Origin of the sequence: Prauserella endophytica (assembly GCF_005146945.1) — a bacterium.
Classification (GTDB): Bacteria; Actinomycetota; Actinomycetes; order Mycobacteriales; family Pseudonocardiaceae; genus Prauserella_A; species Prauserella_A endophytica.
Map to the genome: position 1 here is coordinate 1 of NZ_SWMS01000008.1, position 22,941 is coordinate 22,941.

Genomic DNA, 22,941 nt, shown 5'->3' on the forward strand with positions numbered 1-22,941 from the left:
CGTGCGGGAGCGGGGGACTCGCGTGCGGGAGCGGGGGACTCGCGTGCGGGAGCGGGGGACTCGCGTGCGGGAGCGGGGGACTCGCGTGCCGGAGCGGGGGACTCGCGCGTCGCGGCAATGTCCTAGTGCGGTCGGGCGCGGGGACGTGCGGGTGCGCGGCTTAGACTGGCCGGCGATGTTGTTCTCGCTCACCGCCCCGGATCGCCGATGAGGCTCGTGTTCGCGGGCACCCCCGAACCCGCCGTGCCGTCGCTGCGCGCACTGCTGGAGTCCCCTCGGCACGAGGTGGTCGCCGTCGTCACGCGCCCCGACGCTCCCGCTGGGCGGGGACGCAGGCTCGTGCGCTCACCCGTCGGCGCGCTCGCCGACGAACACGGCATCGAGGTGCTCACGCCGGCGAAGGCCGGCGATCCCGGGTTCCTCGCGCGCCTGGCCGAGCTGGCGCCCGACGCGTGCCCCGTCGTGGCCTACGGCGCGCTGCTGCCCCAGCGCGCGCTGGACATCCCGCGCCACGGCTGGGTCAACCTGCACTTCTCGCTGCTGCCCGCGTGGCGGGGCGCCGCGCCCGTGCAGGCGGCCATCCGGGCGGGGGACGAGATCACCGGCGCGTCGACGTTCCGCATCGTCAAGGAGCTCGACGCGGGGCCGGTCTACGGCGTGGTCACCGAGAAGATCGGCCGCACCGACACCGCGGGCGAGCTGCTCGGCAGGCTGGCGGTCTCCGGGGCCACGCTGCTGACCTCCACGATGGACGGCATCGAGGACGGTTCCCTGCGACCCGTGGCCCAGCCCGCCGACGGGATCACCTACGCGCCCAAGGTGACCGTCGACGACGCGAAGGTCTCCTTCACCGACCCGGCCGCGGCGATCGACCGGCACATCCGCGCGGTGACGCCCGACCCCGGCGCCTGGGCGCTGTTCCGCGGCGAGCGGTTCAAGCTCGGCCCCGTGACGCCGGTCGAGGGACCCGGACTGGAGCCGGGCGTGGTGCTCGCCGAGCGCAAGCGGGTGCTCGTGGGCACCGCTACCACGCCGGTGCAGCTGGGCGAGGTCCAGGCACAGGGCAAGAAACGCATGGCGGCGACCGACTGGGCGCGCGGCACGAGGATCGACAACGAGGAGCGCCTGACATGAACCCCGGTAGGCAGCGCAAGCCGGACCGGAACCGGCGGCCCGCGCCGCGTAAGCAGGGTCCGCGCAAACCACCCGTGGAGGACCCGGCCCGGCGGGTCGCGTTCGACGCACTGCGCGCGGTCAGCGAACGCGACGCGTACGTGAACCTCGTCCTGCCCGAGATGCTGCGCGAGCGCAGGATCACCGGCCGCGACGCCGCGCTGGCCACGGAGCTCACCTACGGCACCGCGCGGGCGCAGGGCCTGCTCGACGAGGTCATCGCCGCGTGCCTCGACCGGGAGCTGTCCAAGGTGGACAAGGCGGTGCTCGACGCGCTGCGGCTCGGCGCGTACCAGCTGCTGCGCACCCGGATCCCCGCGCACGCCGCGGTGGCGTCCACAGTGGACCTCGTGCGCGAGGAGGCGGGCTCGCACGTCGGCGGGTTCGCCAACGCCGTGCTGCGCAACGTGTCCGAGAAGGACGAGGCGGCGTGGCTCGAACAGCTCACGCCCGACCGCGACAGCGACCCCATCGGCTACCTCGCGCTGCACACGGCGCACCCGAGGTGGGTCGCGCGCTCGTTCGCGGAGGCGCTGGGCGACAAGGGCGCCGAGCTGGAGGCGGCGCTGCGCGCCGACGACGCCAGGCCGGCCGTGCACCTGCTCGCCAAGCCCGGCGAGATCAGCGCCGAGGAGCTGGCCGCCATCACCGGCGGCGACGAGGCGCCCTACTCGCCGTACGGCGTGCACCTGCCAACCGGGACCGGCGACCTCGCCGAGTCCGAGCCGATCCGCGAGCGCCTTGCGGTGGTGCAGGACGAGGGCAGCCAGCTCGTGGCGCTCGCCGCCGTCAACGCACCCGTCGACGGCGAGGACAGCCGCTGGCTCGACCTGTGCGCGGGCCCCGGCGGCAAGGCCGTGCTGCTCGGCTCGCTGGCCGCGATCTCGGGGGCGACGCTCGACGCCGTCGAGGTCACCCCGCACCGCGCGAAGCTGGTGAAGCAGGCGATCGACGGGCTGCCCGTGACGGTGCACACCGTCGACGGACGCGACCCCGGGCTGGAGGGTGGCTACGACCGGGTGCTGCTCGACGCGCCCTGCAGCGGCCTCGGCTCACTGCGCAGGCGGCCCGAATCGCGGTGGCGCAGGCAGCCATCGGACGTGCCGGGCCTGACGAAGCTGCAGAGCGAGCTGCTCGCCTCGGCGTTCCGGCTCGTGCGGCCCGGCGGGATCGTGGCGTACGTGGTGTGCTCGCCGCACCTGGCCGAGACCGAGGGCGTGTTCGGTGACGGCGTGCGCAGGGCGAAGGCCGAGGTGCTGGACGCGCGGGAGCTCTTCCCCGGTGTTCCGGACCTGGGCGACGGGCCGTACGTGCAGCTGTGGCCGCACCGGCACGGCACCGACGCCATGTTCTGCGCGCTCGCCAGGGCGCGGTGAGCCGGGTTCTTGGGCTCGTCGCCGGCTCGTGCGGCGGCGTGGAGACCCGGTTGCGCGCCGAGCTCGCCCTTCCGGCCACCGAGCGGGGCTGGCGGCTGGCGATCACGCTCACGCCCACGGCCGAGCGCTGGCTCGCCGCGAGCGGTGAGCTGGACCGGCTGCGGGAGCTCACCGACCTGGAGGTCCGCAGCGGCTCGCGGCTGCCGGGCGAGCCGCGCCCGCATCCCGATCCCGAGGTGTTCCTCTTCGCGCCCGCGACGGCGAGTTCGGTGGCCAAGCTCGCACTGGGCATCGCCGACAACCAGGCACTGACCGTCCTCGGTGACGCGCTGGGCGACCCGGCCGTGTCGATCGTGGTCGGCTACCAGGTGCGCGACACCCGCTCCGGCCATCCGGCCTGGCAGGGCCACCTCGATGCGCTCGCCTCCGCCGGTGTGCGCACCCACCGGCTGGACTGGACCGCGCCGTGGACGGACGTGCTCGACCTCCTGCCGTGACCGCCAGGGGAGGGTGCGCACCGATCGGGGCCGCGCGCGCCCCTCTACACTCGCGCGCGTGGCCCATCAACCGCTGATCGCACCAAGCATCCTGTCCGCCGACTTCGCCCGGCTCGGCGAAGAGATCGACGCCGTCGCGAAAGCCGGGGACACCCGCGCCGACTGGGTACACGTGGACGTGATGGACGCCCACTTCGTCCCCAACCTGACGCTGGGCCTTCCCGTGGTGCGGTCACTGCTCAAGGCCACCGACATCCCGCTCGACTGCCACCTGATGATCGAGGACCCGGACCGGTGGGCCCCCGGGTACGCCGAAGCGGGCGCCTACAACGTCACCGTGCACGTCGAGGCCGCCAACGACCCCGTGATGCTCGCCAAGAACCTGCGCGCCGCCGGAGCGAAGGCCGGCCTCTCGATCAAGCCGGGCACGCCGCTCGAGGACCACCTCGACACGCTCAGGCACTACGACACGTTGCTGGTGATGTCGGTGGAGCCGGGTTTCGGCGGCCAGTCGTTCATCCCCGAGGTGCTGGAGAAGGTCCGCACCGCCCGCCGCCTCGTCGACACCGGCCACTTGCAGGTGCTGGTGGAGATCGACGGCGGCATCAACGCCGACACCATCGAGCAGGCCGCCGAGGCGGGCGTCGACTGCTTCGTCGCGGGCTCCGCCGTCTACGGCGCGCAGGACCCCGGACAGGCCGTCGCCGCGCTGCGCGCGCAGGCCGCGGCCGCCAGGGTGGCGCACTGAGGTGACCTTCCCCGCACGCGAGCACGACACCATGGCGGTGGCGCTCGCGCTGAGCGAGACCGTGCGCGGCACCACGAGCCCGAACCCGCCGGTCGGCGCGGTCGTCCTCGACGCCGAAGGCAACGTCGCGGGCCAGGGCGCCACCCAGCCGCCCGGCGGGCCGCACGCCGAGGTCATGGCACTGCGCGAGGCGGGGGAGCGGGCCAGGGGCGGCACGGCGTTCGTGACACTGGAGCCGTGCTCGCACCACGGCCGCACGCCTCCGTGCACGGGCGCGCTGCTGGCCGCCGGGGTCACGACCGTGCGCTACGCGGTGGCCGACCCGCATCCGCTCGGCGGCGGGGGCGCCGACGTGCTCAGGGCCGCCGGGGTCGACGTCGAGGGCGGGCTGCTGGCCGCCGAGGTCGCGAGCGGTCCGCTGCGGGCGTGGCTGCACTTCGTGCGCACCGGACGCCCGCACGTGACGTGGAAGTACGCGGCCACGCTCGACGGCAGGGTCGCCGCCGCCGACCGGACGAGCCGGTGGATCTCCGGCCCCGTCTCGCGCGCTGAGGTCCACGCCATCCGGTCCGCGGCCGACGCGATCGTGGTGGGCACGGGCACGGTGCGCGCCGACGACGCGTGGCTCACCGTGCGCGACGCCGACGGCGTGCTCGCGCCCCGCCAGCCGCTGCGCGTGGTGGTGGGCACGGGCGGCATACCGGAGGGCGCGCGGGTGTTGGACGATTCGGCGGAGACGCTGCTCGCCAGGACCCGCGAGCCCGACGAGGTGCTCACGGCACTGGCCGAGCGCGGCGTGGTGGACGTGTTGCTCGAGGGCGGGCCGACGCTCGCGGGCGCGTTCGTGCGTGCCGGCCGGGTCGACCGCATCCTGGCCTACGTCGCGCCGATGCTCCTGGGTGCCGGGCCCGCCGCGCTCGGGCCTTCCGGAGTGTCAACCATCACCGAAGCACACCGTTGGCGGGTCGAAGGGGTCACCATGAGCGGTGACGACGTGCGGGTCGCCGCCGTCCCGCTCACCGGCGAGGGAGGCAGCTAGTGTTCACCGGGATTGTCGAGGAGCTCGGCGAGATCGCGCGCGTCGAGCCGTTGTCCGACGCGGCGCGCCTCACGGTGCGTGGTCCGCTGGTGACCAGCGACGCGCGGCACGGTGACTCGATCGCGGTGAACGGCGTGTGCCTGACCGTCGTCGAGGTCTCCGGCGACGAGTTCACCGTGGACGTCGTGCACGAGACGCTGAAGCGGTCGAGCCTCGGCCGGGCCGAGGCGGGCCGGCAGGTGAACCTCGAGCGCGCGATGCCCGCGAACGGCCGCTTCGGCGGGCACGTCATGCAGGGCCACGTCGACGGCACCGCCACGTTCCTGTCCCGGGACCCGGACGGGCTCACGCACTTCGCCTTCCCGGCCCCGCTCGGCCGCTACATCGTGGAGAAGGGTTCGATCGCGGTCGACGGCATCTCGCTCACCGTGGCCGCCGTGTCCAGGGAGGAGTTCTCGATCGCGCTCATCCCCACGACGCTGGAGCTGACCACGCTCGGCCGCACCGAGCCTGGAGACGTGGTGAACATCGAGGTCGACGTCCTCGCCAAGTACGTCGAGAAGCTGACTGCCGTCCACCTGCCCGGCGCCGGGGTGGACAATGGCAAGGGCAAGGAGGACGCGTGACCATGACAGATGCCAGTCCCTCGCTGGACGTCGAGACCATCGAGCGGGCGATCCAGGACATCGCCGACGGCCGGCCGGTCGTCGTGGTCGACGACGAGGACAGGGAGAACGAGGGCGACCTGATCTTCGCGGCCGAGAAGGCCACCCCGGAACTGCTGGCCTTCATGGTCCGCTACACCTCCGGCTACGTGTGCGTGCCGCTCACCGAGCAGGACTGCGACCGGCTCGATCTGCCGCCGATGTACCACACGAACCAGGACATGCGCGGCACCGCGTACACGGTGACCGTCGACGCGTCGGAGGGCGTGAGCACCGGCATCTCGGCCGCCGACCGCGCGCACACCATCCGGCTGCTCGCCGATCCGAACTCCCAGCCGGGCGACTTCCGCAGGCCGGGCCATGTGGTGCCGCTGCGCGCCAAGGAGGGCGGCGTGCTGCGCAGGCCCGGCCACACCGAGGCCGCCGTGGACCTGGCGCGGATGGCCGGGCTCGCCCCGGCCGGCGTGCTCTGCGAGATCGTGTCGCAGAAGAACGAGGGCGACATGGCACGGCGTGACGAGCTCGAGGTGTTCGCCGCCGACCACGACCTGCGGCTGATCACGATCGCCGACCTGATCGCCTACCGCAGGCGCAAGGAGAAGCAGGTCGAGCGCGTCGCCGAGGCCCGCATCCCGCTCGCGGCGGGAACGTTCCGCGCGATCGGCTACGACAGCCTGATCGACGGCATCGAGCATGTCGCCTTCGTCTACGGTGAGATCGGTGACGGCGAGGACATCCTCGTGCGCGTGCACTCGGAATGCCTCACCGGCGACGTCTTCGGCTCGCTGCGCTGCGACTGCGGCCCGCAGCTGCAGGCGGCGCTCGAGACGGTGGCCGGCGAGGGCAGGGGCGTCGTGCTCTACGTCCGGGGCCACGAGGGCAGGGGCATCGGGCTGCTGCACAAACTGCAGGCGTACCAGCTCCAGGACGCCGGGGCCGACACCGTCGACGCGAACCTCGCGCTCGGCGTGCCCGCCGACGCCCGCGACTACGGCACCGGCGCGCAGATCCTGGGCGACCTCGGGGTGCGCTCGATGCGGCTGCTCACCAACAACCCGGCCAAGCGGGTCGGCCTCGAGGGCTACGGGCTGCGCGTCACCGGGCGCGTTCCGCTGCCGATCTCGCCGAACCCGGAGAACCTGCGCTACCTGCGCACCAAGCGCGACCGGATGGGCCACGACCTGTCGCAGCTGGAGCATTTCGACGAGGTGGGAGCGGAGGTCGGCGACGTCCGCAACGGTGGAGGACAGGCGTGAGCGGAGAGGGACGGCCCGACGACGCAGGGCTGGAGCTGGCGGAGTGCGAGAATCTGAGGCTCGCTATCGTCGCGACGCGCTGGCACACGAAGATCACCGACAGCCTGCTGGAGAACGCGCTCAAGGCGGCGGGCGAGGTCAAGCTCGCCGACGAGCCGACGGTGGTGCGCGTGGCGGGCGCGGTCGAGCTGCCGGTGGTGGCGCAGGAGCTCGCGCGCAGGCACGACGCCGTGGTGGCCCTCGGCGTGGTGATCAGGGGCGGCACGCCCCACTTCGACTACGTGTGCGACGCGGTGACCGCGGGGCTGACGCGGGTCGCGCTCGACGAGAGCACCCCCGTGGGCAACGGCGTGCTGACGTGTGACACCGAGGAACAGGCGCTGGACCGGGCCGGGCTGCCCGGCTCCGCGGAGGACAAGGGCAGGGAGGCGACGGTCGCGGCGCTCACCGCGGCGCACGCCCTGCGCGGCCTGCGCCAGCCGTGGACGGAACGAGGATTCGGGTGAGTAGTGGCACCGTGACCGAACAGACGACCGTGCTGATCCGGCCGAGGCGGGCCGCGTGGATGGCCGGCGCCCTCGCCCTGCTGCTGCTCGTGGTGTTCACGGTGGTCGCCGTGCTGCTGCGCAGTTCGGACACGGGCGTGATCTTCCAGGTGAGCGACCAGGTCGCGATGATCGGCGTCGGCGTGCTGCTGGCGGGGGCCTCGCTGCTGTTCGCCATGCCGAGGGTGAAGGCCGACACCGAGGGCATCGAGGTGCGCAACGTGGTGGTGAGCCGCCGCTTCGCGTGGGGCGAGGTGCTGTCGGTGAGCTTCCCGGACGGCGCGTCGTTCGCCCGCCTCGAGCTGCCCGACGACGAGTACTACTCGGTGCTCGCCATCCAGGCCGTCGACCGGGACCGCGCCGTCGAGGCCGTGCGCGCCCTCCGCAAGCTCCACAAGGCCGCCCGCGGCGAGTAGACCCAACCAACCGCAGTGAAGGCCACCTTCACTGCGTTCAACGCAGTGAAGGTGGCCTTCACTGCGGTCGGCGAGGGCGCTAGACGGTCAGGTCGACCACTACCGGGGCGTGGTCGCTCGCGCCCTTGCCCTTGCGTTCCTCACGGTCGACGTAGGCGTCGCTCACGGCGTCCGCGAACGCCGGGTTGGCGTAGACCAGGTCGATGCGCATGCCGTTGTTCTTCGGGAACGCGAGCTGCCGGTAGTCCCAGTACGTGTACGGGCGGTCGTACTTGAGCGCCCTCGGCACCACGTCGGTCAGCCCGGTCTCCCGCAGCATCGCGAGCGCCTTTCGCTCGGGCTCGGTGACGTGGGTCGACTCGGTGAACAGCGAGATGTCCCAGACGTCGTCGTCGGCCGGCGCGATGTTGAAGTCGCCCAGCACCGCGAACGGGCGGTCGGCCCCGGACTCGGCGAGCACCGTCGTCTGCAGGGCCTCCAGCCAGCGCAGCTTGTAGGCGTAGTGCGCGTGGCCGGGCTCGCGGCCGTTGGGCACGTACACGGACCACACCCGCACCCCGCCGCACGTGGCGCCGATCGCCCTGGGTTCGGTGACGTCCTCGTACGCCGGCTGGTCGACGAGCCCGCGCGTGACGTCGTCGAGGCCCACCTTCGACAGCACCGCCACGCCGTTCCACCGGCCCGTGCCGTGGCACGCCACGTCGTAGCCGAGCTCGGCGATCTCGGCTCGGGGGAACGCCTCGTCGGCGCACTTCAGCTCCTGCACGCACAGCACGTCGGGCTGCGCCGACGTCAGCCAGCCGAGCAGCCGCGGCAGGCGAGCGGTGACCGAGTTGACGTTCCACGTGGCGATCCGCATGCGGAAACCTTCGCACACATGTTCTGCGTATAACGACATATACAGCGTGGCCCTGCGCCGTACCCTTGGCTCATGGCGCGCGCGACGGCGAGGAAGCCCGAGGTGGTCCTGTTCGACGTGTTCGAGACACTCGTGCGCCTCGACCCGCTGCGGGAGCGGTTCCTCGAGGCGGGCAGGCCAGGCCACGAGCTGGAGCTGTTCTTCGCCCGCACGCTGCGGGACGGCATGGCGTTCACGCTCGCCGGCGAGGCGCCTCCCTTTCGTGAGGTCGCGCGGGCGCAGCTGGCCGCCACGAGCGGCTACACCCTCAGCGACGCGTGGCTCACCCACATCCTCGACGGGTTCGCCGAGCTGCCGCTGCACCCGGACGCCGAGCCCGCGTTCGACCTGCTGGCCGACGCCGGGGTGCCCGCCTACGGCTTCACACACGGCTCCGCCGCGGTCCTCGAGTCCATTGCGGACAGACACGGGATCCGGCACAAGCTCAGGGAAGTCCTGTCGACGGAGGCGATCCGCTCGTTCAAACCACCCGCGAAGGTCTACGACTGGGCGTGCGGGCGGACCGGCTCGGCGCCAGGGGTGACCGCGCTCGTCGCCGTGCACTCCTGGGACACCCACGGCGCGGTGCGCGCGGGCCTGCTCGCCGGGTTCGCCACGCGGCTGGAGGGCCGCCTGCCCGAGGTGGTCGAGCGCCCGCACGTGGTGGCCGAGCGGGTCGACCAGGTGGTGGCCGGGTTACTGGCGCTCTAACGGGGCCCCGGCGGGATGTCGGAGGCTCGCCATAGGCTTGAAGCGTGGCTGACCCCTCGACCTACCGCCCCTCGCCCGGCAGCATCCCGGACGCACCCGGCGTCTACAAGTTCCGCGACGCCACCAAGCGGGTCATCTACGTCGGCAAGGCCAAGAGCCTGCGCAGCAGGCTGAACTCCTACTTCGCCGACCTCGCCGGCCTGCACCCCCGGACCAGGCAGATGGTCACCAACGCGGCGAGCGTCGAGTGGACGGTCGTGTCCACCGAGGTCGAGGCGCTGCAGCTCGAGTACAACTGGATCAAGGAGTTCGACCCCCGGTTCAACGTCCGCTACCGCGACGACAAGTCCTACCCCGTGCTGGCGGTGACGCTGCACGAGGAGTTCCCGCGCCTGCACGTCTACCGGGGCCCGCGCAAGAAGGGCGTGCGCTACTTCGGCCCGTACGCCCACGCCTGGGCGATCCGCGAGACGCTCGACCTGCTGCTGCGCGTGTTCCCCGCGCGGACGTGCTCAGCCGGTGTCTTCCGCAGGCACGGTCAGATAGGCAGGCCCTGCCTGCTCGGCTACATCGACAAGTGCTCGGCGCCGTGCGTCGGCCGGGTCACCGCCGAGGAGCACCGCGACATCGTCAACGACTTCTGCGACTTTCTCGCCGGCCGCACCGACACCATGATCCGCAGGCTGGAGAAGGAGATGGCGCAGGCGGCGGAGTCGCTGGAGTTCGAGCGGGCCGCCCGCCTCCGCGACGACCTCGGCGCGCTGCGCAGGGCCATGGAGAAGCAGGCCGTGGTGTTCGGCGACGGCACGGACGCCGACGTGATCGCCTTCGCCCACGACGAGCTGGAAGCCGCCGTGCAGATCTTCCACGTGCGCGGCGGGCGGGTGCGCGGCCAGCGCGGCTGGGTGATCGACAAGATCGAGGAGATGGACGTCCCGGCTCTGGTGGAGCAGTTCCTCAGCCAGTTCTACGCCGAGCAGGCCGAGCTGGCGCAGGACGCGCCGAACGGCGGCGGCGTGGTCGTACCCCGCGAGGTGCTGGTGCCCGAGCTGCCCGCCGACGCCGACGCGCTCGCCGAGTGGCTGAGCGGACTGCGCGGCGCCCGCGTGCAGCTGCGTGTCCCGCAGCGGGGTGACAAGCGGGCGCTGGCCGAGACCGTGGCGCGCAACGCGCAGGAGGCGTTCGCCCAGCACAAGCTGCGCAGGGCGGGCGACCTCACCGCCCGCTCGGCTGCGCTGTCGGAGCTGCAGGAGAACCTCGGGCTCGACACGGCGCCACTGCGCATCGAGTGCGTCGACATCAGTCACATCGCGGGCAGCGACGTCGTGGCCTCGCTCGTGGTGTTCGAGGACGGCGTGCCCCGGAAGTCCGAGTACCGCCGGTTCGCGCTGCGCGAGGCCGCCACCGAGGGCGACGTCGCCGCGATCGCGGAGGTCGTGCGCCGCCGGTTCGCCCGCTACCTCAAGGAGACCGAGGGCAGCGGCGAGCAGGAGCAGCCCGAGACCACGCCCGGCATCGACCCGGAGACGGGCAAGCCGCGCAAGTTCGCCTACCCGCCGAACCTGCTCGTCGTCGACGGCGCGGGGCCGCAGGCGACCGCCGCCGCGGACGTGCTCGGCGACCTCGGCATCACCGACGTCGCCGTGGTCGGGCTCGCCAAGCGCCTCGAGGAGGTATGGCTGCCCGCCGACCCGGACCCGGTCATCCTCCCGAGGACTTCCGACGCGCTGTACCTTCTCCAGCGGGTACGCGACGAGGCGCACCGCTTCGCCATCCGGTACCACCGGGAGAAGCGGTCCAAGCGCGTGCAGGCCTCGGCGCTCGACGGGGTGCCGGGGCTCGGGCAGGCGCGCAAGGCCGCGCTGATCAAGCACTTCGGCTCCGTGAAGAGACTGAGGCAGGCCAGCGTGGACGACATCGCGGGCGTACCCGGGTTCGGCAGGCGCACGGCGGAGGTCGTGCACGCCGCGCTCGCCGAGGGGCAACAGTGAAGAACGAGGGGAGTCACGGACGTGACTGACGAAGACGCCAGGACCTCGGGCATCGAGGTCGCAGTGGTGAGCGGCCTGTCCGGAGCCGGCCGCAGCACGGCGGCCAAGTGCCTCGAGGACCTCGGCTGGTTCGTGGTGGACAACCTGCCGCCGGAGCTGATCTCCACCATGGTGGAGCTCGGCGCGCAGGCCCGCGGCGCGATCACCAAGGTGGCCGTGGTGATGGACGTGCGCTCGCGGGCGTTCACCGACGACCTCGCGTCCGTGATCAAGGATCTCGACGCGCGCGGCTACAAGCCGAGGGTGTTGTTCCTCGAGGCGACCGACGCGGTGCTGATCCGCCGCTTCGAGCAGGTCCGCCGGGGCCACCCGATGCAGGGTGACGGCAGGCTGGTCGACGGCATCGCCGCCGAGCGTGCGCTGCTGGCCCCGCTGCGTGAGGAGGCCGACCTGCTGCTCGACACGTCCGCGCTGTCGGTGCACGACCTGCGCGCCAAGATCGAGGACGCGTTCGGCACCGAGGCCAGCAGCCAGACGCGGGTCACGGTGCTCTCCTTCGGGTACAAGTACGGTCTCCCGATGGACTCCGACCTCGTGATGGACGTGCGCTTCCTGCCCAACCCGTTCTGGATCCCCGAGCTGCGCGACCACAGCGGGCTCGACGGCGACGTCCGCAACTACGTGCTCACACAGGAGGGCGCCGAGGAGTTCCTGGACCGCTACCACGAGCTGCTGCGGCTGATCGGCGCCGGGTACAAGCGCGAGGGCAAGCGGTACCTGACGCTCGCGGTGGGCTGCACGGGTGGAAAGCACCGCAGCGTAGCCATTTCCGAGGAGCTCGCCGCTCGTCTGTCCAAAGAGGACGGCATGGCCGTGAAGGTGGTGCACAGGGACCTGGGCAGGGAGTGAGCTCGGGCATGCGGGCCGTCGCACTCGGTGGTGGGCACGGACTGCACGCGACGCTGACGGCGTTGCGCCGCATCACGACGGACGTCACCGCCGTGGTCACCGTCGCCGACGACGGGGGCTCGTCGGGACGGCTGCGCCGCGAGCTGGGCCTGCTGCCGCCGGGCGACCTGCGGCAGGCGCTGGCGGCGCTGTCGGAGGCCGAGGACGGCGGCGCGCTGTGGGCCGAGGTGTTCCAGCACCGCTTCGGCGGCACCGGTGCGCTCACCGGGCACGCGGTGGGGAACCTGCTGCTGGCGGGACTCTTCGAGGTGCTCGGCGATCCGGTCGCGGGGCTCGACGAGGCGGGCAGGCTGCTCGGGCTGTCGGGCCGGGTGCTGCCCATGTCGGCCGATCCCCTCGACATCGAGGCCGAGGTCACCGGGCTGGAACCCGGCGGCGAGGTCAGCCGCATCCGCGGCCAGGTCGCCGTGGCCAGCACCCCCGGGCAGGTCCGGCGCATCACCCTGCACACGGCGGGCAGGCCGGGCAAACCGCCCATGGCGTGCCCTGAGGCGGTCGAGGCCGTGCTCGGAGCCGACGCGGTGTTCCTCGGTCCCGGTTCGTGGTTCACGAGCGTGCTGCCGCACCTGCTGGTGCCCGAGCTGCACGACGCTCTCGTGCGCACGCCCGCCACCAAGATCGTCATACTGAACCTCGTTCCGCAGCCGGGAGAGACGGCTGGCTTCTCACCCGAACGGCACTTGGACGTACTCTTCGAGCACGCTCCCCGGCTGCGGGTCGACGCGGTGATCGCCGACCGTGACTCCGTGCCGACGCCGGCGCGCCTTCGCCGCGCCGCGGCCGCGCTGGGCGGGCGTGCGCATCTGGCGTCGGTGGCTGACCCGAGCGTGGTGGGACGCCATGATCCGGATGCCCTGGCTGGCTGTGTGCGAGAGGCTCTCGGTCTGACCGAGAGCGAGAGGGAGGGGCAGTAATGGCCATGACGGCTGCGGTCAAGGACGAACTGAGCAGGCTGGAGATCACCAAGACCGCCCCGCGCCGCTCCGAGGTCGCGTCGATGCTGCGGTTCGCGGGCGGTCTGCACATCGTCGCGGGCCGGGTGGTCGTGGAGGCCGAGCTGGACACCGGCTCGGTGGCACGGCGGCTGCGCAAGGAGATCCACGACCTGTACGGCCACCAGGCCGACGTGCACATGATCACCTCCGGCGGGCTGCGCAAGGGGACGCGCTACGTCGTGCGGGTCGTCAAGGACGGCGAGGGCCTCGCCCGGCAGACCGGGCTCATCGACCAGCGGGGACGTCCGGTGCGCGGGTTGCCCGCCGCGGTGGTGTCCGGGGGCATCGCCGACGCGGAGGCCGCGTGGCGGGGCGCGTTCCTCGCGCACGGCTCGCTGACCGAACCGGGCCGGTCGTCGTCGCTCGAGGTGACCTGCCCCGGCCCCGAGGCCGCGCTCGCGCTCGTCGGCGCCGCGCGCCGCCTCGGCATCCAGGCGAAGTCCCGTGAGGTGCGTGGCGCCGACCGCGTCGTGGTGCGTGACGGCGACGCCATCGGCGCGCTGCTCACCCGGCTCGGCGCCCACGAGAGCGTGCTGGCGTGGGAGGAACGCCGGATGCGCCGCGAGGTGCGTGCCACCGCCAACCGGCTCGCCAACTTCGACGACGCGAACCTGCGCCGCTCCGCCCGCGCCGCCGTGGCCGCGGCCGCGAGGGTCGAGCGGGCGATGGACATCCTCGGCGACACCGCGCCCGATCATCTGCTGGCCGCGGGCAAGCTGCGGCTGACCAACCGGCAGGCGTCGCTGGAGGAGCTCGGGCAGCTCTCCGACCCGCCGATGACGAAGGACGCCGTGGCGGGCCGCATCCGGCGGCTGCTGGCGATGGCCGACAAGCGGGCGGGTGAGCTGGGCATCCCCGACACCGAGTCGGCGGTCACGCCGGACATGCTCGAGGAGGAGGCCTGAGGCCGGTGTGAACGCGGTCCGTTACGTGGGCCCGGCACTCCGGTGATCTCGTAACGCAGCGGTTTCACGCGCGCGCCCCGGCTCGAAACGCGGCGGGCCAACTCTCGATCTCGGCAGCACAGCCGGTTCGAGGAAAGGGGCCCTCGTGCACGCGACAAGGACTGGGGCGGACACCGCCGAGGACGCCGTACCGGCGACGATCGGCACCTGGCTGCGTCGGCGCTCCGCCCGCGCCGACGACTGGACGGCGGCCGAACTGGTGGCCGCCAAACGGGGGAGCACCGTGAGCGTGGTGATCCCGGCGCGGGACGAGCAGGAGACGGTGGGCGAGATCGTGCGGACCATCCGCACGGCGCTCGTCGAGGAGCACCCGCTGGTGGACGAGGTGCTGGTGGTGGACTCGCACTCGTCCGACGCCACGGCCGAGGTCGCCGCGGCTGCCGGGGCGACCGTGGTCGCGCAGGATGCCGTGCTGTACCCGCTGCCGGGCGTGCGCGGCAAGGGGGAGGCGTTGTGGAAGGGCCTCGCGGCCACCACCGGTGACCTCGTTGTGTTCGTCGACGGCGACCTCTGCGACTTCACGGCGGGGTACGTGATCGGGCTGCTGGGGCCGTTGCTGACCGACCCGGGCGTGGACTACGTGAAGGGCTTCTATCACCGGCCGCTGGTCGGCGCGGGGCACACCGACGCCGACGGTGGCGGGCGGGTCACGGAGCTCGTGGCGAGGCCGCTGCTGAACATGTACTGGCCGCGGCTGGCCGGGTTCGTGCAGCCGCTGGCCGGCGAGTACGCGGGCAGGCGGGAGGTGCTGGAGGGCATCCCGTTCGTGACGCACTACGGCGTCGAGGTGGGTCACCTGATCGACCTGGTCGAGTGGCGGGGTCTCGACGCGCTCGCGCAGGTGGACCTCGGGATCCGCACCCACCGGCACCAGGGCACGCACGCGCTGGGACGGATGTCGGGCCAGATCATGCTGACGATCATGGACCGGCTCAGCGCACAAGGGCGGCTGGTGTCGGCCGAGGCCCCTGGCACGCTGCTCGCCCAGTTCCGGCGAGGGCAGGCCACCCACGGCGTCGAACGCGAGCTGGTCCTGACCGACCTGGCGCTCACCCAGCGCCCGCCGCTGTCGACCTTCCGCGACAGGGAACCCCTCCGCGACACCGCCTGACCCGACCGCAGTGAAGGCCACCTTGCCTGCGTTCAACGCAGTGAAGGTGGCCTTCACTGCGGTCGGGGTGCGTGGCCTTGGGGAGCGATCAGGCGGCCATGTCGGCGATGGCGATCACCTTGGTGATCTTGGCGCGGACCAGTAGCTCGCCCTCGACGGCGTTGCGCCTGCCGAACGCCTCAGCCTGGTCCTCACCCATGTACCTGGCGCCGATCTTCGTGGACCACGGGAGCATCTCCTCGAGGTCCTCCGAGGTCCGCGCCTCGGCCGTGAACTGCACGAAGTGGTACGGCGGCCGCTGGTCGTCGACGGTCACCGAGATGCGCGGGTCCCGGCGCAGCGCCTTGCCCTTCACCGTGTCGGCGCCGGTGTTGAAGATCAGCTCGTCGCCGTCGGATCCCTCGTCGAGCACGAACCAGATCGGCGTGACGTGCGGGGAGCCGTCGGCCCGCACCACGCCGAGTTTGCCCGTGAGCGTGCCGGTGCCCGCGAACTGCCACCACTCGTCTCTCGTCATCTCGCGCATGAGCTGAAAGCTACCTTCCTCGCAGGCGAGCCCGGGACGCCTCACCGCCCAAGAGGACACGCTCCGCGTGGCTCGCCTAGCCCGCCCGTCTCCCACCACCGCCCAAGAGGACACGCTCCGCGTGGCTCGCCTAGCCCGCCCGTCTCCCACCACCGCCCAAGAGGACACGCTCCGCGTGGCTCGCCTACTCTTCTCCGCTGTGCGTGTTGACGAGATGGCCGGACTGGGGGAGCCCGACGAGGGGCTGGCCCGCAGGCTCAAGGCGCTCGCCTGCACCGCGCCCCTGCACGACCTCGACGCGCGCAAGTCGAAGCTGGACTGGGCCGACGCGACGGTCTACCAGATGGCCGAGATCGGATTGCACACGATCGACCAGGTCACCATCGCCATGGACTTCGACACCGGGGCGGACCACCAGCAGGTGGTCAACCGGCTCCTGCCGTTCATCGCGGCACAGGCACCCGGCCGGGGGCCCGCCGAGCACACCCGCGTCGCGCGCTGGGTGCTGGACAACCTGATCAACGTCGGCACCACCGACCGCGGCTTCCGGCGCGTGTACGGCTCGGTCGACGCCGACGGGCGGTACCGGCGCCGCGCGTTCGACTTCAAGCTCCTCGTCGAGCTGGCCGCCCCGGACGGCGAGGTGTACCTGCGCGCCACGGACGAGGCCATCAACGTGCTCGTCGGCGCGCTCGACACCGACGTGGAGTCCGCGCAGATCGCCGCCGAGGTGAAGCTGGAGAATCTGATCACCAGGGGCAGGCTCGCCGACGCGAAGCTCGCCGCCGAGCAGGCGCGCTACCGCACCGTGCAGTACGGCGAGACGCTGCGCGCCAAGCTCGACGCCACCCGCCGCGACGTGCGCTCCGTCGACTGGGAGCGGGAGGTGCCGGAGCTGCTGGACTCGGCGCTGTCGCACATCGAGTCCCGGTTCCGCGCCGAGACCGCGATCCTCAAGAACATCACCGCCGCCCGCGACGAGGCCGAGGACCCCGACCGCAAACGACGCGCGGCGGAGCTCGTCGAGATCGTCGGCGACTGCATCCGCAGGCACACCCAGCTCCAGTCGCGCCTGCAGGCCGCGGGCGCGGTGTTCCGGGCCGAGCAGGACCGCCAGCAGTTCTCCGGCCCGCCGCAGCGGGCCGCGATCGACGTGTTCGGGCAACTGCTCACGCCGACGCTGGAGCTGCCGCTGGCCGACGCGGTCACGCCGACGCAGGCGTTCTTCCACGCCGCCACGGGCATCGCGGTGCCCACGGTACCGTCGCTGCCCTCGCTCGTGTCACTGCTGCTGCGGCCCGCGCCGGAACGGGAGCAGCTCGTCGGTGAGATCCCGGAGCCCGAGCTGGCGCCCGCCGAGGTGACCGACAGCTACAGCGACGAGCAGTGGCGCCTGGCCGACGAGCTGCTCGACCTGCCCGAGGTGCCGCGCAGGCTCTCCGGGCTGCTCGCCGAGGCGCGGGAGACCGACGCCGGTGTGGCCCGGCTGGTGGCACTGCGCGCGCTGCACGCCTACGGTCCCGAGGTGGGTGCCGCGATCAGGCAGGGGGAGCGGCGGGTGCTGCTCGCGTTCGACGACGGCACCACGCTGGACGATCCGGAGTTCGGTGGTGCGGACCTCTTGCTGATGTCCGCGGGCGTCGAGGGCGGCGACGGCACGGAGACCGAGGAGGTGGCGTGAGCACAGGGCATTCGTCGGCGGACGCGGAGGCCGCGGCGCGGCTGGTGTCGTTCGGCATGCGGCCGAAGCTGCTGCCCGGCCGTGACGTGGTGTACGGCGAGCTCGTGCGCCGCTACGGCGAGGACAGCGCCTTCAAGCAGCTCACGCACGCGGTCGCCGCGGGGCTCGGCCTCATGGTGCTGGAGGTCAGCACCCAGGCGGGCGCGGTGCTCGCCGCCACCGACGAGTCGATCTTCGAGATCAAGATGGACAGCTACGCGCGGCAGAGCAAGATCCGCGAGCGGCGCGACACCGAGAAGGTGCTGCACGGGCTGATCCACCTCGCCACGGCCGCGCTCGGCTACCCGCGGCCCGACGACCTCGCCAACGACACCTACATCGGCCGCGTGAGCGTGGAGCAGGTCGACGGCGTGGTGCGCGAGGCGTGCCGGATCCTCGACGAGCGGGCCAGCGGCAACAAGGACCCGCTCGCCGACGCGCCCGAGCTGGAGCAGGCGTGGCGGGCTTACGCGCGCAGACCGGCCGCCGCCGCGACCAAGGACGGCAGGCTCGCCTCGGACACCACGCGGGGGATGGTGGCCAGAGCGTTGCGGTTCCTGTCCGAGCAGGGGTTCCTGGTGCACGTGAGCGGTGAGCAGGGCGGCACCTACCGCACGACGCCGCGCTACCAGGTGCAGGTGCGCGAGCTGGCCGCCGACGCCGCGTTCGACGAGCTGCTGACACTGGGAGTCGTGTCGGTGCCCGGCGGCGAAGGCAGCCTGCGGGCGACCGCGTCGGACACGCTGTAGGGACGAGACCGATGAGGGACCAGGAGGCACCCGAGCGGGCCACTGAGCGCGCGCGGGGCCGCCGAAGGTAGGGGGAAGTACATGTACGAGCTGTCGCGGGTGCGGCTGCACTCCGTGGGGCCGAGCGGTGCCCGCTACCAGGATGTGGTGCTGGACTTCAGCGGTGTCGGCGAGGTGATCACCGCGCCGAAGCAGGACGCGCTGTTCGGCGCGGGCATTCACAGCGCCGAACAGGGCCTGCCACGCAGGTCGTCGCCCGCCAGCGTGCTGTTCCTGGAGAACGGCGGCGGCAAGTCGGTGCTGATCAAACTGATCTTCTCCGTGATGCTGCCGGGCAGGCGGCAGGTGGTCGGTACCACCAACACGCGCGTGCTGGAGAAGTTCGTCGGCGCAAAGGACGTCGCCCATGTGGTGCTCGAGTGGCAGCACACCGAGACCGGCGAGCGCGTGATCACCGGCAAGGCGTCGGAGTGGCGCGGTCACGTCGCGTCCTCCGATCCGGCGAACCTGATCGACTCCTGGTACTGCTTCCGGCCCAGCACGTCGGTGGGCCTCGACACGCTGCCGCTGACGGCCGACGGCAGGCTGCTCACGATGTCCGGCTTCCACGACCGGCTGAACGAGCTGCACGCCGAAGTGCCCGAGCTGGAGCTGTTCTGGACGCGCAGGCACCACGAGTGGACCGAGCGCCTCGACCTGCTGGGCCTCGACACCGAGCTGTTCCGCTACCAGCGGGCGATGAACGCGGGGGAGGGCGAGGCCGCCGACGCGTTCGCGTTCAACACCGACGAGGCGTTCGTCGAGTTCCTGCTGCGGGCCGTGGTGACCGAGGACGAGCCGAAGGACCTCGCCGAGGTGGTGGCCACCTACGCGCACAATCTCGCCCAGCGCGGCGACCTGATGTCCGAACGCGACTTCGTGGCCGGGGCGCTGGACCTGCTGACGCCGCTGACCGACGAGGAGCGCCTCGCCGCCGCCTCCCGCAAGCTCGCGGCCTCCGCGCGCGGCGAGCTGGAGACGCTCGCCGGGCGGATCGCCGCGCGGGACCGCATCGAGAACGAGCGGCTCGCGGGGCTGGAGGCGCACGTCGAGGAGGTCGGCGACGCGGAGAAGCTGGCCGAGGGCGACCACCGCCGCCTCTCCGCCGTGGTGACCGAGCTGCGGCGTACGGTCGCGAGCCTGCTGCTCGACGAGGCGCGGGCGAGCAAGGAGCGCGTCGACGCCGAGCTGGCCGAGGCGAAGACCCTCGCCGAGGCGTGGCGCGAGACCGGCACCGTGCTCACCCACCTCAACGCCACCCGCAGGGCCCGCGACATCCGTGAGCTCGTGGGCAGCCGTGAGCAGAAGGCCCAGCCCGCGCTGGAGGCCAAGAACGCCGCCGCTCTCGCGCTCGCCAGGGGACTGCTGGGCCTTGCTCGTGAGGCGCAGGCGCAGGCCGACGAGGCCGAGAGCGCCGCCGAGGCGGCGCGGGCCGAGGCCGAGCAGGCGCAGCGCGAGCGGGACGAGGCGACCGGCACCGCGGCCAACCGGCGTGCCGAGGCCGACGGGCTCGCCGCCCGCATCGAGGAGGTCCGCGCCGAGATCGCCCGCGCGAGCAAGGACGGACTGCTGGCCTCCGGCGCCGACGTCGCCGAGGCCGCCAGGATCGCGAGCGCCGCCGCCGAGACCGCCACCGCGGAGCTGGCGCGCAGGGAGGCCGAGCTGGAGCGGGTCGCCGAGGAGTTCGGCGCCGCGCAGGCCGCCGTCAACGAGGCGCACCGCACGGCCGGGTCGGCGCGCGACCGCGCGGAGCGCGCCGCCGAGGAGCTGGAGCGCGCGCACCGGCGCACCGACAGCCTCGCCGCGGAGGCCCGGCTCGGCGAGCTGCTCGGCACCGGCGACGTCGCGCTGGAGACCGACACCCCGGCGCTGCTGGACCGGTTGCGCGAGGCCCGTGCCACCGCGGAGAGCGAGCAGACCGCCTTGCGCATCGAGGAGTCGCTCGACGAGCGCGCGCTGGGCGCGCTCGGCTCGGGCGGCCTGCTGCCGCCGCCACAGGAGGTGCAGGCGGCGCTCGACGCGCTGGAGGCCGCGGGCATCACGGCGTGGTCCGGCTGGCGCTATCTGTCCAAACTGGACTCCGAGCGGCGGGCGGAGGCACTGCGCCTGGCGCCGCAGCTGGTGTCGGGCGTGCTGCTCAACGACGCCGGGCACCTGCCGAGGGCGCGTGAGGTGCTGACCGAGCAGCGGCTGCTGCCGAGCGCGGCGATCGCGGTCGGGGTCACGGCCGCGTTGGCGGACGCGGACCTGGACGCCGCGCCGGGCGTGGAGTTCCTCGTACCGCCCAACCCGGCGATGTACGACGAGGAGGCCGCCGACAGCGAACGCGAGGCCATCGCGCGCAGGCAGGCCGAGCGGCACCGGCGGCTCGCGCGGCTGGAGGAGTCGATCGGCGCCGACGCCGCGCTGTCGTGGAAGCTCACCACGTGGCGCGAGGACTACCCGCCCGGCAGCATCGCGGTGCTCGCCGAGCAGGCGCAGGCCGCCGTCGCCGCGCGCGACGCCGCGGACGCCGCCGTCGCCGAGGCCGAGGCACGGCTGGAGCGGCTGACGTCCATTCGCGACACGGCGCGCGAGCGCGTCCCGGCGCTGCGGGCAACCCTGCGGGAGGCCGAGGAGAAGGCCCGCAGGCTGGAGGAGCTCGCGGGCCGGGCGGCACGCGTTCCACAGTGGACCGAGGAGACCGGGCACGCGCGGGAGATCGCCGACCGCGCCGAGGCGAGGGCCCTGGAGGCGGGCGCCAAGGCCGCGCGGCTGCGTGAACGCGCCGCCGAGCATCAGCGCACCGCCGACGGTCACCGCAGGACCGCGAGCACCGCGAGGGCGGAGCTCGCCGAAGTGCCCGGCGGCGGCTCGGTGCCCGAAGAGGACGCCGCACCCGCCGAGCCGGTGGACGCGCTTCGCCGGGCCTTCGCCTCGGCCGCGGAGGCGTACGCGAAGGTGGAGGTGGGCAGCGACCTGCGCGCCGAGCTGGAACAGGCCGAGAGCGCGGAGTCCTCGGCGAGGGCCGCGCTGGAGAACCTGCCCGAGGCCGTGCGGGCACTGGCCGGGGAGCTGCTGGAGACCCCGGACGGCTCGGACGCCTCGGCGAGGGCCGCGGCGCAGGCGAGGACGGCTAGGACCGTGTCGGCTCTGGAGGACGAGCGCGCCGAGGTGATCGGCCTGCTCGCCACGCGAAGGGCCGAGCTGGACCAGTTGCCCCGGCAGCACGGACCGCTCGACTCCTTCGACAAGCCCCGCGACGTCGAGCACGGCCGGGAGCTGATCGACGCCGCGGCGGCCGAGGTCTCCGCCGCCGCCCGCAAGTGGGAGGAGCTGCGGGAGCAGCGGGCCGCCGCGCAGGCCTCGCTGGACTCGGCGCGCCACTCGGCGTCCGGTTTCCGGCTGCTCGCCGAGTCGCTGGCCCCGTATCTGCCCTCCGGCGAGCCGGACCAGGTCTACGACGCCGACGTGGACACCGCCCGTGCGCGCTATGGCGAGCTGAGCGCGAGCCTCGCGCGTGCGCAGGAGACCGTCGACGAGTCGGAGAGGCGGGTGCGCGCGGCGGCCGACACGCTAGCCCAGTACGCGACGGAGAAGCGGTTCGAGAAGCTCACGACGCCGGTGCGCCAGCAGGTGATCTCCGTGCGCCGCGACAACCTGCCGCAGCACGCGGAGGAGTGGGCGCGGGCGCTGCGTCCCCGGCTGCGCACGCTGACCGACGACCTGGCCCAGATCGACCGGCACCGTTCCGGGATCATCACCCGGCTGCAGAGCATGGTCGAGGGTGCGCTGCGCACCCTGCGCTCCGCGCAGCGCGTGTCGCGCCTGCCGGACGGGCTCGGCGACTGGTCGGGCCAGGAGTTCCTGCGGATCCGGTTCACCGAGCTGGAGGGCACCGAGCTCGCCGAGCGGCTCGGCGAGGTGGTGGACGAGGCCGCGGCTGGCAAGACCAGCGACGGCAGGGACGTCAAGCGCGACGGCATGTCCCTGCTGCTGCGTGGCGTGCAGGCCGCGGTGCCGAAGGGCTACCGCGTCGACATGCTCAAGCCGGACTCGGTGCTGCGGACCGAACGGCAGCGGGTGTCGGAGATCCGCGACGTGTTCTCGGGCGGCCAGCAGCTCACCGCGGCGATCATCCTGTACTGCACGCTCGCGGCGCTGCGGGCCAACAACCGGGGCAAGATGCGCAACCCGCACTCGGGAGTGCTCTTCCTGGACAACCCGATCGGCCGTGCCTCGGCGGGCTACCTGCTGGAACTGCAGCGGGCCGTCGCGAAGGCCCTCGGCGTGCAGCTGATCTACACGACGGGCCTGTTCGACGCCGGGGCGCTCAGCGAGTTCCCGCTCATCATCCGCCTGCGCAACGACGCCGACCTGCGGGCGGGCCGCAAGTACCTGTCCGTGGAGGCGACGCTGCGGCAGCAGCTCGACGAGCTGGCTGAGCCGGACGGCGTGGCCCGCCTCTCGGCGACCCGCCTCTACGCCAAGCCCGCCGCCACCGGCTGACCACACAGGTGCGCTAACTGTCCCCCAAGGCCACCTTCGTTGCGCTCAACGCAACAAAGGTGGC

At 72.9% G+C, this 22,941-nt stretch carries 20 protein-coding genes; 18 read left to right on the forward strand and 2 right to left on the reverse strand.

The features are described from left to right. Positions 1-207: 207 nt before the first annotated feature. From fmt to FCN18_RS15940, 9 genes are all read left to right on the forward strand, one after another. Positions 208-1,134, forward strand: coding sequence for a methionyl-tRNA formyltransferase (gene fmt, locus FCN18_RS15900; protein ID WP_112274475.1), 927 nt, complete (start codon positions 208-210; stop codon positions 1,132-1,134). Then, positions 1,131-2,549 carry an RsmB/NOP family class I SAM-dependent RNA methyltransferase gene (locus tag FCN18_RS15905; protein WP_113643081.1) on the forward strand — a complete coding sequence of 473 codons (1,419 nt, stop codon included), beginning with the start codon at positions 1,131-1,133 and terminating at the stop codon, positions 2,547-2,549. The genes fmt and FCN18_RS15905 overlap by 4 nt, the downstream gene beginning before the upstream one ends. Next, positions 2,546-3,046, forward strand: a complete 501-nt coding sequence (locus FCN18_RS15910; protein WP_137095489.1) for a flavoprotein — start codon at positions 2,546-2,548, stop codon at positions 3,044-3,046. Before FCN18_RS15905 ends, FCN18_RS15910 begins: the two co-directional genes overlap by 4 nt. A gap of 73 nt (positions 3,047-3,119) precedes the next feature. Then, positions 3,120-3,794: a ribulose-phosphate 3-epimerase gene (gene rpe, locus FCN18_RS15915; protein ID WP_206077927.1), complete on the forward strand. Its 675-nt coding sequence runs from the start codon at positions 3,120-3,122 to the stop codon at positions 3,792-3,794. Between the two features lie 31 nt (positions 3,795-3,825). After that, positions 3,826-4,833 carry a bifunctional diaminohydroxyphosphoribosylaminopyrimidine deaminase/5-amino-6-(5-phosphoribosylamino)uracil reductase RibD gene (gene ribD / locus FCN18_RS15920; RefSeq protein WP_112274871.1) on the forward strand — a complete coding sequence of 336 codons (1,008 nt, stop codon included), beginning with the start codon at positions 3,826-3,828 and terminating at the stop codon, positions 4,831-4,833. After that, complete coding sequence (locus tag FCN18_RS15925) at positions 4,833-5,459, forward strand: riboflavin synthase (RefSeq protein WP_112274467.1); 627 nt, start codon at positions 4,833-4,835, stop codon at positions 5,457-5,459. The genes ribD and FCN18_RS15925 overlap by 1 nt, the downstream gene beginning before the upstream one ends. Positions 5,460-5,461: 2 nt before the next feature. Further along, positions 5,462-6,754: a bifunctional 3,4-dihydroxy-2-butanone-4-phosphate synthase/GTP cyclohydrolase II gene (locus FCN18_RS15930; protein WP_112274466.1), complete on the forward strand. Its 1,293-nt coding sequence runs from the start codon at positions 5,462-5,464 to the stop codon at positions 6,752-6,754. Continuing rightward, a complete protein-coding gene (gene ribH, locus FCN18_RS15935; protein WP_112274464.1) occupies positions 6,751-7,260 on the forward strand; it encodes a 6,7-dimethyl-8-ribityllumazine synthase in 510 nt (169 codons plus the stop codon). Before FCN18_RS15930 ends, ribH begins: the two co-directional genes overlap by 4 nt. A gap of 59 nt (positions 7,261-7,319) precedes the next feature. Beyond that, entirely contained in the window at positions 7,320-7,715 is a 396-nt protein-coding gene (locus tag FCN18_RS15940) for a PH domain-containing protein (RefSeq protein ID WP_112274869.1), read from the forward strand. A 79-nt stretch (positions 7,716-7,794) separates the two neighbouring features. Here the strand turns inward: FCN18_RS15940 and FCN18_RS15945 are convergent, their stop codons facing one another. Further along, entirely contained in the window at positions 7,795-8,574 is a 780-nt protein-coding gene (locus FCN18_RS15945) for an exodeoxyribonuclease III (protein ID WP_113643079.1), read from the reverse strand. Between the two features lie 72 nt (positions 8,575-8,646). On the opposite strand from FCN18_RS15945, the gene FCN18_RS15950 reads away from it, so the two are divergent. The 6 genes from FCN18_RS15950 (at position 8,647) to FCN18_RS15975 (ending at position 15,355) form a co-directional block, all read left to right on the forward strand. Further along, positions 8,647-9,324 carry an HAD family hydrolase gene (locus FCN18_RS15950; RefSeq protein ID WP_137095491.1) on the forward strand — a complete coding sequence of 226 codons (678 nt, stop codon included), beginning with the start codon at positions 8,647-8,649 and terminating at the stop codon, positions 9,322-9,324. Positions 9,325-9,368: 44 nt separating this feature from the next. Further along, a complete protein-coding gene (uvrC, locus tag FCN18_RS15955; protein ID WP_137095492.1) occupies positions 9,369-11,315 on the forward strand; it encodes an excinuclease ABC subunit UvrC in 1,947 nt (648 codons plus the stop codon). 21 nt (positions 11,316-11,336) lie between these two features. Beyond that, on the forward strand, positions 11,337-12,224 hold the full coding sequence (gene rapZ / locus FCN18_RS15960; protein WP_228713987.1) for an RNase adapter RapZ: 888 nt from the start codon (positions 11,337-11,339) through the stop codon (positions 12,222-12,224). Positions 12,225-12,232: 8 nt separating this feature from the next. Further along, positions 12,233-13,198 carry a gluconeogenesis factor YvcK family protein gene (locus FCN18_RS15965; protein ID WP_112274865.1) on the forward strand — a complete coding sequence of 322 codons (966 nt, stop codon included), beginning with the start codon at positions 12,233-12,235 and terminating at the stop codon, positions 13,196-13,198. Next, the gene (gene whiA / locus FCN18_RS15970) at positions 13,198-14,184 is read left to right on the forward strand and encodes a DNA-binding protein WhiA (RefSeq protein ID WP_112274456.1); all 987 of its coding nucleotides are present in this window, start codon (positions 13,198-13,200) and stop codon (positions 14,182-14,184) included. The genes FCN18_RS15965 and whiA overlap by 1 nt, the downstream gene beginning before the upstream one ends. Before the next feature lie 145 nt (positions 14,185-14,329). After that, the gene (locus FCN18_RS15975; RefSeq protein WP_137095493.1) at positions 14,330-15,355 is read left to right on the forward strand and encodes a glucosyl-3-phosphoglycerate synthase; all 1,026 of its coding nucleotides are present in this window, start codon (positions 14,330-14,332) and stop codon (positions 15,353-15,355) included. An 88-nt stretch (positions 15,356-15,443) separates the two neighbouring features. Here the strand turns inward: FCN18_RS15975 and FCN18_RS15980 are convergent, their stop codons facing one another. Continuing rightward, positions 15,444-15,881: a PPOX class F420-dependent oxidoreductase gene (locus FCN18_RS15980; RefSeq protein ID WP_137095494.1), complete on the reverse strand. Its 438-nt coding sequence runs from the start codon at positions 15,879-15,881 to the stop codon at positions 15,444-15,446. A 214-nt stretch (positions 15,882-16,095) separates the two neighbouring features. Here FCN18_RS15980 and FCN18_RS15985 point away from each other — a divergent pair, with 214 nt between their 5' ends. The 3 genes from FCN18_RS15985 (at position 16,096) to FCN18_RS15995 (ending at position 22,877) form a co-directional block, all read left to right on the forward strand. After that, positions 16,096-17,562, forward strand: a complete 1,467-nt coding sequence (locus FCN18_RS15985; RefSeq protein WP_369973602.1) for a hypothetical protein — start codon at positions 16,096-16,098, stop codon at positions 17,560-17,562. After that, positions 17,559-18,350, forward strand: a complete 792-nt coding sequence (locus FCN18_RS15990; RefSeq protein ID WP_112274450.1) for a hypothetical protein — start codon at positions 17,559-17,561, stop codon at positions 18,348-18,350. Before FCN18_RS15985 ends, FCN18_RS15990 begins: the two co-directional genes overlap by 4 nt. Positions 18,351-18,431: 81 nt before the next feature. Then, complete coding sequence (locus tag FCN18_RS15995) at positions 18,432-22,877, forward strand: hypothetical protein (protein ID WP_137095495.1); 4,446 nt, start codon at positions 18,432-18,434, stop codon at positions 22,875-22,877. The last annotated feature ends 64 nt before the right edge of the window (positions 22,878-22,941 follow it).

Excerpts from the sequence above, each read along its gene's own strand:
- FCN18_RS15985 (WP_369973602.1), top strand. The coding sequence starts at position 16,096 with ATGGCCGGACTGGGGGAGCCCGACGAGGGGCTGGCCCGCAGGCTCAAG.
- FCN18_RS15940 (WP_112274869.1), top strand. The coding sequence starts at position 7,320 with ATGGCCGGCGCCCTCGCCCTGCTGCTGCTCGTGGTGTTCACGGTGGTC.
- FCN18_RS15995 (WP_137095495.1), top strand. The coding sequence starts at position 18,432 with ATGTACGAGCTGTCGCGGGTGCGGCTGCACTCCGTGGGGCCGAGCGGT.
- FCN18_RS15965 (WP_112274865.1), top strand. The coding sequence starts at position 12,233 with ATGCGGGCCGTCGCACTCGGTGGTGGGCACGGACTGCACGCGACGCTG.
- fmt (WP_112274475.1), top strand. The coding sequence starts at position 208 with ATGAGGCTCGTGTTCGCGGGCACCCCCGAACCCGCCGTGCCGTCGCTG.
- FCN18_RS15945 (WP_113643079.1), bottom strand. The coding sequence starts at position 8,574 with ATGCGGATCGCCACGTGGAACGTCAACTCGGTCACCGCTCGCCTGCCG.
- whiA (WP_112274456.1), top strand. The coding sequence starts at position 13,198 with ATGGCCATGACGGCTGCGGTCAAGGACGAACTGAGCAGGCTGGAGATC.
- FCN18_RS15980 (WP_137095494.1), bottom strand. The coding sequence starts at position 15,881 with ATGCGCGAGATGACGAGAGACGAGTGGTGGCAGTTCGCGGGCACCGGC.
- ribD (WP_112274871.1), top strand. The coding sequence starts at position 3,826 with ATGGCGGTGGCGCTCGCGCTGAGCGAGACCGTGCGCGGCACCACGAGC.
- FCN18_RS15905 (WP_113643081.1), top strand. The coding sequence starts at position 1,131 with ATGAACCCCGGTAGGCAGCGCAAGCCGGACCGGAACCGGCGGCCCGCG.
- FCN18_RS15930 (WP_112274466.1), top strand. The coding sequence starts at position 5,462 with ATGACAGATGCCAGTCCCTCGCTGGACGTCGAGACCATCGAGCGGGCG.
- FCN18_RS15950 (WP_137095491.1), top strand. The coding sequence starts at position 8,647 with ATGGCGCGCGCGACGGCGAGGAAGCCCGAGGTGGTCCTGTTCGACGTG.